At 65.7% G+C, this 5,573-nt stretch carries 13 protein-coding genes and 1 pseudogene; all 14 read left to right on the top strand.

Annotation, left to right across the window (positions count from 1 at the left end; all coding sequences use genetic code 11):
* A partial coding sequence (locus tag Q0H50_RS08165; RefSeq protein ID WP_294421268.1) for an ATP-binding protein occupies positions 1 to 398 on the top strand: 398 nt, incomplete at its 5' end.
* Positions 395 to 544 carry a hypothetical protein gene (locus tag Q0H50_RS08160; protein ID WP_294421266.1) on the top strand — a complete coding sequence of 50 codons (150 nt, stop codon included), beginning with the start codon at positions 395 to 397 and terminating at the stop codon, positions 542 to 544. The genes Q0H50_RS08165 and Q0H50_RS08160, both read left to right, overlap by 4 nt.
* A complete protein-coding gene (locus Q0H50_RS08155; RefSeq protein ID WP_294421264.1) occupies positions 541 to 846 on the top strand; it encodes an HNH endonuclease in 306 nt (101 codons plus the stop codon). The genes Q0H50_RS08160 and Q0H50_RS08155 overlap by 4 nt, the downstream gene beginning before the upstream one ends.
* On the top strand, positions 843 to 1,043 hold the full coding sequence (locus tag Q0H50_RS08150) for a hypothetical protein (RefSeq protein WP_294421261.1): 201 nt from the start codon (positions 843 to 845) through the stop codon (positions 1,041 to 1,043). Before Q0H50_RS08155 ends, Q0H50_RS08150 begins: the two co-directional genes overlap by 4 nt.
* A complete protein-coding gene (locus Q0H50_RS08145) occupies positions 1,040 to 1,381 on the top strand; it encodes a hypothetical protein (protein ID WP_294421258.1) in 342 nt (113 codons plus the stop codon). The genes Q0H50_RS08150 and Q0H50_RS08145 overlap by 4 nt, the downstream gene beginning before the upstream one ends.
* The gene (locus Q0H50_RS08140; protein WP_294421256.1) at positions 1,378 to 1,572 is read left to right on the top strand and encodes a hypothetical protein; all 195 of its coding nucleotides are present in this window, start codon (positions 1,378 to 1,380) and stop codon (positions 1,570 to 1,572) included. Before Q0H50_RS08145 ends, Q0H50_RS08140 begins: the two co-directional genes overlap by 4 nt.
* 262 nt (positions 1,573 to 1,834) lie before the next feature.
* Complete coding sequence (locus Q0H50_RS08135) at positions 1,835 to 2,092, top strand: Lar family restriction alleviation protein (RefSeq protein ID WP_294421255.1); 258 nt, start codon at positions 1,835 to 1,837, stop codon at positions 2,090 to 2,092.
* Entirely contained in the window at positions 2,089 to 2,484 is a 396-nt protein-coding gene (locus Q0H50_RS08130) for a hypothetical protein (RefSeq protein ID WP_294421253.1), read from the top strand. Before Q0H50_RS08135 ends, Q0H50_RS08130 begins: the two co-directional genes overlap by 4 nt.
* Positions 2,477 to 2,788 (top strand): hypothetical protein, encoded by a 312-nt coding sequence (locus tag Q0H50_RS08125; RefSeq protein WP_294421251.1) that lies wholly within the window; start codon positions 2,477 to 2,479, stop codon positions 2,786 to 2,788. Before Q0H50_RS08130 ends, Q0H50_RS08125 begins: the two co-directional genes overlap by 8 nt.
* Complete coding sequence (locus tag Q0H50_RS08120) at positions 2,785 to 3,300, top strand: hypothetical protein (RefSeq protein WP_294421249.1); 516 nt, start codon at positions 2,785 to 2,787, stop codon at positions 3,298 to 3,300. Before Q0H50_RS08125 ends, Q0H50_RS08120 begins: the two co-directional genes overlap by 4 nt.
* A gap of 398 nt (positions 3,301 to 3,698) precedes the next feature.
* Positions 3,699 to 4,214, top strand: a complete 516-nt coding sequence (locus tag Q0H50_RS08115; RefSeq protein ID WP_294421247.1) for a ParB N-terminal domain-containing protein — start codon at positions 3,699 to 3,701, stop codon at positions 4,212 to 4,214.
* 221 nt (positions 4,215 to 4,435) lie between these two features.
* Positions 4,436 to 4,582, top strand: a pseudogene (locus tag Q0H50_RS09595) (hypothetical protein); the annotation flags it as partial.
* 69 nt (positions 4,583 to 4,651) lie between these two features.
* A complete protein-coding gene (locus Q0H50_RS08110) occupies positions 4,652 to 4,918 on the top strand; it encodes a hypothetical protein (RefSeq protein WP_294421245.1) in 267 nt (88 codons plus the stop codon).
* A gap of 3 nt (positions 4,919 to 4,921) precedes the next feature.
* On the top strand, positions 4,922 to 5,573 hold a 652-nt coding region (locus Q0H50_RS08105; protein WP_294421243.1), incomplete at its 3' end, for a phage terminase large subunit.

The raw sequence follows: 5,573 nt of genomic DNA, 5'->3' as shown, positions 1-5,573 counted from the left end.
CCACCCAGGCGTGCGCCGCGCTCATGGCGCTGGCAGGTTCCATGCGTGGCGAGTTCGCCACGATGACGGGCATCCTGGCCGAGGTCAAGGCCACGTATTCGGGGCCGGGCAGCGAGCGGCAGGCCGTGGCGCGGTGGCGCAACGTGCCGCTGCTCGTGGTCGACGACCTGGGCAAGGAGAACGTCACGCCGTTCGCGCTGGCCATGATGTACGCCGTCATCGACGGCCGCTACCAGGCGATGCGCCCGACGGTCTACACGACCAACGACGACTCCGCCAGCCTGTTCGCCAAGCTCTCGGCGGGCGGGGACGAGGCCACGGCCAAGTCCATCGTCAGCCGCCTGGCGGACGCCCGGCAGGTGCGCATCGGCGGCGCGGACAGGAGGCTGGCGCGATGACGGCGGACGACCTGCGATACGCGGCCTGGAAGGCCGACGCCTGGGTGGTGTACATGCCGCCGAAGCTGGCCGACAGCGAGGCGGGCATCCACGGCCGCTACGTGTCCGTGGAGCTGCCCCCCGTCGAGGGAGGGGCGAGGCCGTGAACCGCTACCAGGAGGCCATGATGGCCCTGCCGAGCATCGAGGCGCCGTGGTGCGCGTTCTGCGGCCGGCCGGCTTCCGAGCGGCACCACATCGTGCCGAGGAGCCAGGGCGGCGCGGACGGCCCGACCGTGGCCGTGTGCGGCTTCGGCAACGCCGGAGGGTGCCATGGGCTGCTGCACGCCCACGTGCTGCACCTGCGGCCCGACGGCCGCGGATGGTGGGAGTGGCTGCGGACGGACGCGCCGTGCAAGCACGAGGCCGCGCTGGCGCTGCCGGGGTGGATGCCGGTGATGCGCCAATGAGGCCCGAGCTGCCGGGGCAGCTGGGGCTGTTCGCGGACCCCGAGCCGGGATGCTGCCCGCACGAGACGGGGCGCTACGGCACGAAGACCGAGTGCGGATGGGCCGGAAGGCCCGTATGGACGAACTGCCGCGAGGTCGGGCACTGCGTGTTCGGCGGCGGCGTCGAGATCGCGATAGACGAGGAGGACGAGGAATGACGCACCACAGCAGCCTGCGCTACGGCGGGGGCCGGGCGTTCTGCGACAACGGCAGCTGCGCGACATCGGGGCCGGTGCGCGTCAGGTACTTCGACCCTGCGACGGGCGAGCCGCTGAGCGAGAGGCCGAAGGGCAGGCGCGGCAAGCGCCGCGACAAGCCGCTGTCGTTCAGGCCCGGCAGCGTGCCGCCCAGGGCGGTGGCGGTGGCCGTTGACGGCAAGGCCTACGAGTCAATCGCCGAAGCGGCCCGGCGCGAGGGCATCAGCCCGAACACGCTCAGGATGGCCCGGAAGATGGGCTGGGGCAAGGTCGGCAAGCGCGAGGTGAGCTTCGGATGAGGGCGGACGTGATTCGCTCCGGCGAGATGAGGCCGGAGCTTCGGGCGATGATTCGCGACGGCAACCGAAGGGCTCGCAAGGCGGCAGCGGATGGGCGATACGTCGTCAACGGCTGGGTGTTCGACCACGAGCCGGCGCCTGACGAGGTGCTGCATAACCCCATCTGCCGCATCGGAGACTACCCGCTCTAGGCGGGAAACCGGGAGTATCGAGGGAGCCTGGACGCGGGCGTGCAGGATGGGCGGAGGGGCCGGACCTGCGAAAGACCACTAGACGGCGCGGTGAAAGCGTAGGCGGACACTGACGCTGTGGTGGCACAAGGGCAGCGGGCGGTGACGTTAGGCGAGCCGCCCGCGTAAGACCCACGCAACATCGGGGGCGCAAGGTTATCGAGACCGTAAATCAAGCGTATGCGCCCCCGGCCAATCAAAGACAACCGAATAGGAGGATGACATGGGGTTAGATAATTGCCCGTTCTGCGGGAGCAATGATGTTGAGTTTATAAGGCCGCTCAACCTGTTTTTCGCGGAGTGTCACACATGCGGTGCGAGCAGCTCAGGGTTCAAACATCCTGACCTCGCAGCAAACGCCTGGAACCGTCGCGCAATCGATATCGACGCGCTCCGCAAGGTCGTCGCCGAGATCGAGGACGCAGGCATTGACGGCGATGGCGATTGGAGCGAGCGAATCCGGAAGGCGGTGGGGCTGTGAGCTGCGATTACTGCTGCGGCGAAAAGAGCATGATGCGCGACAGCTGCTCCGACGTAAGCGTCGGCAAAGTAGACGGCGTTTACCGCATCTATTACGCGGACGGATATCGCGGGGGAGCCACGAACCCGATTCTGTTCTGCCCGATGTGCGGGGAGCTGTTCCCGGAGGTCGGCCACGACAGCTTGGAGAGCATCAAACAGGACATGGCGCTGGACGTATGCGCGTACGCGAAGAGGCACGGCATCGGAGATGGAGCCATGGCCGACGATAAGCGAGCCTCCTGTGAGCATTGCGAATGGTGGAACGATAGCTGTCCCTGCGGTTCGCTTATGACACAGGACCTTGCAGACCGGCTCGGCATGCTGCTTGACGAGGGTGATGCAGATGATTAGCGACCAAGAACGCCGTGAGGTTGCGGCAAAGCTGCGCGGTCTCGACGAGCACATTGACGGGGTGCCGTCTTTGCTCTCACCGCGAGTGCACAATGCCATGGCGCTCAGCGCAATCCGCGCGGTCGTCGGCAAGGGAGATATATTCCATCTGCTTGCAGACCTCATCGACCGCCCGACAACGTATGTTGACGTTAACAGGCATGGACGCGCGTGCTGTGCCAACTGCGGCTGCGACGATTGGTGCCTTGCTGACGACAACGCGCGCTTTTGCCCCCAATGCGGCGCGAAGGTGGTGGACAAATGACGATTGAAGAGTTGTTCGTCAACGAATACGAGAAGTTGAAAAACGATAACGCGTTGCTGCGCGCCAAGCTCGACTCCGTGCAGGAAGCCATCGTATCTGATAGCGCTTCCGTGCGTATCGTGCGAGAAGACTTCGAGTTAATCAATGTTCCGGCTGTGAGCCAATACGATATCGTGCACAGACTCTTCAAGGGCTCGTCATCGGACGATCTTACTGTTTTGAAATCCGAAATCGAGGATACAGAAATTGCCGCAATCAGGGCCCGAGGGCTGATATCGGTTATGCGCAAGACGTTTCCGCTCGAAATCGCGGTTGAGTTCAAAACGAATGAAAAGCGCTTCATTCTTGATGATGAGCTGAATTTGCTGCGCCTCTTCGGGTCTTGTCGCACTGACGCCTGGCGACCGCCTAGCGAGGAGTCAGTGCTGCTGGAAAAGGGGAAGAACTCCCTGCTCAATGCGATAAATTGTGCAATCAATTACGTGAAAAGGGAGGAGGGAGAAAGCGAATGAGCGGCGAACAGGGTCTTCGGTGCGAGGAGTGCGCGCATTACCGCACGGTGAGCCGCGAGGGCGAAGGCGAGTGCGTGCTGAGGCACCGGCCGGCCGGAGGGCGCGACGCGGCGTGCGTGGCGGCCCGGCTGAGGGACAAGGCCATGAGGGGCCTGGGGTGCGCGTGCGGCGTCATGGTCGTGCTGTTCCCGGCGCTGCTGATGGCGGCCGCCTGCGCATGGGCGGCAAGGCTCGCGCTGGGGGCGTTCGGCGCCCTGTGACGCGTGCGGGATGATTATAGGGCGCTTCCCCATGGCGCACCTCCTTCTGAGCGGTCTCGGGCCTCGGCCCGGGGCCGCTTGGCGTTTATGGGGCCGTGACGGACCTGGGAGAATGGATGCATAACGAAAGGAGGAGCCGTGGGCAAGGGCATGACCGTGGCCGAGATTCAGGAGCTCGTGCCGACGTTGGCGGTCACGGTGGAGCCGGTAGGCCGCCTGCAGGAGTACGCGGGCAACGCCAAGGAGCACACCGCCGAGCAGGTGGAGCAGATAAAGGCCAGCATGCGGCAGGTGGGCTTCTGCGACCCCATCGGGGTATGGACCAACGCCGAGGGCAAGAGCGAGGTCGTGGAGGGCCACGGCCGGCTCATGGCGGCGCTTGAGCTGGGGCTGGCGTTCTGGTGCGCGGAGAACCGCCTGCGCAGCCTGGGCGACTCGACGGCGTGCTGCGGGTGCGGCGACCTGCCCGGCTTCGAGGGCAACCGCTTCAACTGCGTGAGCATCGCCAACGGCTCGGGGGGTCCGTCCGAGCTGATGCGGCGGCCGGGTACGGCGGGCTGCTTCAAGGCGCTCAACCAGCAGGCCGGGGTGTCCCATGTGATAGCGCGGAGGAGCTTTGCCGAGCTTATGACGGACGCGGCGGGTGCCTTCTGATGCCGCGCGAGGCCATGCGGCGCAGGGGCACCGGGGCGGTGCTCGCCGGGGTGCCCCAGTGCGCGGGGCGCTACGGCGCGCTGCTGCGGGAGTCCCCGTTCTGCCGCGCGATGATGGACTTCATGAGGTGATGCGGAGTCAGATGGTGAAACCGCGAGACCTGGGCCCCGCTTCGGCGGGGCCTTTCCCTTGCCCGTGACCGGTAGGGCATCATCGGTGTCATGACGACTGACGGAAAACATAGGGGCCAGCCGACCCGTTACAACGCCGAGGTGCACGTGCCCTGGGCCGTCTCGCTTGCGCGGAGGGGCTGCTCATCTGCGGAGATAGCGGAGGCGTTCGGAATCTCGGAGCGGACCATCTACCGGTGGCAGAAGGCGCACCCGGAATTCTGTCACGCCCTCAAGGAATCGAAGAGCCAGGCGGACGAGGCCGTGGTGACGAGCCTCTACGCCAAGGCGTGCGGCAAGGCCAAGCGCACCACCGTCCGCAAGCGCGAGGTGCTGGACCCGAACAAGGGCAAGGTCACGCTCGTGGAGAAGGTGGAGGAGACGCTGGCGCCGGACACCACCGCCATGATCTACTGGCTCAAGAACCGCCAGCCCGAGCTGTGGCGCGACCGGCCGAGGCACGACGACGCAGACACGACCGTCCTGGCCGCCGCCAAGGAGCTGGTCTCCGGCGTGCAGAGCGCGATAGAGTAGCCCATGCTTACCAGGATGCAGCAGGAGTACCTGCAGAATTGCACGCACCGCTGGAACGTCAAGTGCGGCGCTACGGGCAGCGGCAAATCGTACGTCGACATAGCGGTGACCATCCCGCAGCGCATCATGGCGGCCAAGGGCGAGGGGCTGCTGGTGATGATTGGCAACACGCGCTCGACCTTGGAGCGCAACATACTTGAGCCGATGCGCTCGCTCTACTCCGAAGACGTGGTGGGGAACATCCGTATGGACAACACCGCGACCATCTTCGGCAAGAAGGTCTACTGCCTGGGCGCGGGCAAGTCGAACAGCGTCTCGAAGATTCAGGGCGCCACGTTCGAGTGGGTCTACGGCGACGAGGTGACCACGTGGGCCGAGCCGGTGTTCCAGATGCTCAAATCGCGCCTGCGCTGCCCCCACAGCCACTTCGACGGCACGTGCAACCCCGACAGCCCGAACCACTGGTTCAAGGCCTTCCTCGATTCCGAGGGGACCGACATATACCGACAGGACTACACCATCTGGGACGGCGCGCTGCTGCCCGAGGTGGTGGCGCAGCTGGAGGCCGACTACGCCGGCAGCGTGTACTACGACCGCTACATCAAGGGCCTGTGGACGCAGGCGGAGGGCCTGGTCTACCCCTGCTACGCCGAGG

Source organism: uncultured Senegalimassilia sp., from assembly GCF_934632265.1.
GTDB lineage: Bacteria > Actinomycetota > Coriobacteriia > Coriobacteriales > Eggerthellaceae > Senegalimassilia.
Note: the sequence above shows the minus strand (reverse complement) of the source record. Positions and strands in the feature narration are given on the sequence as shown.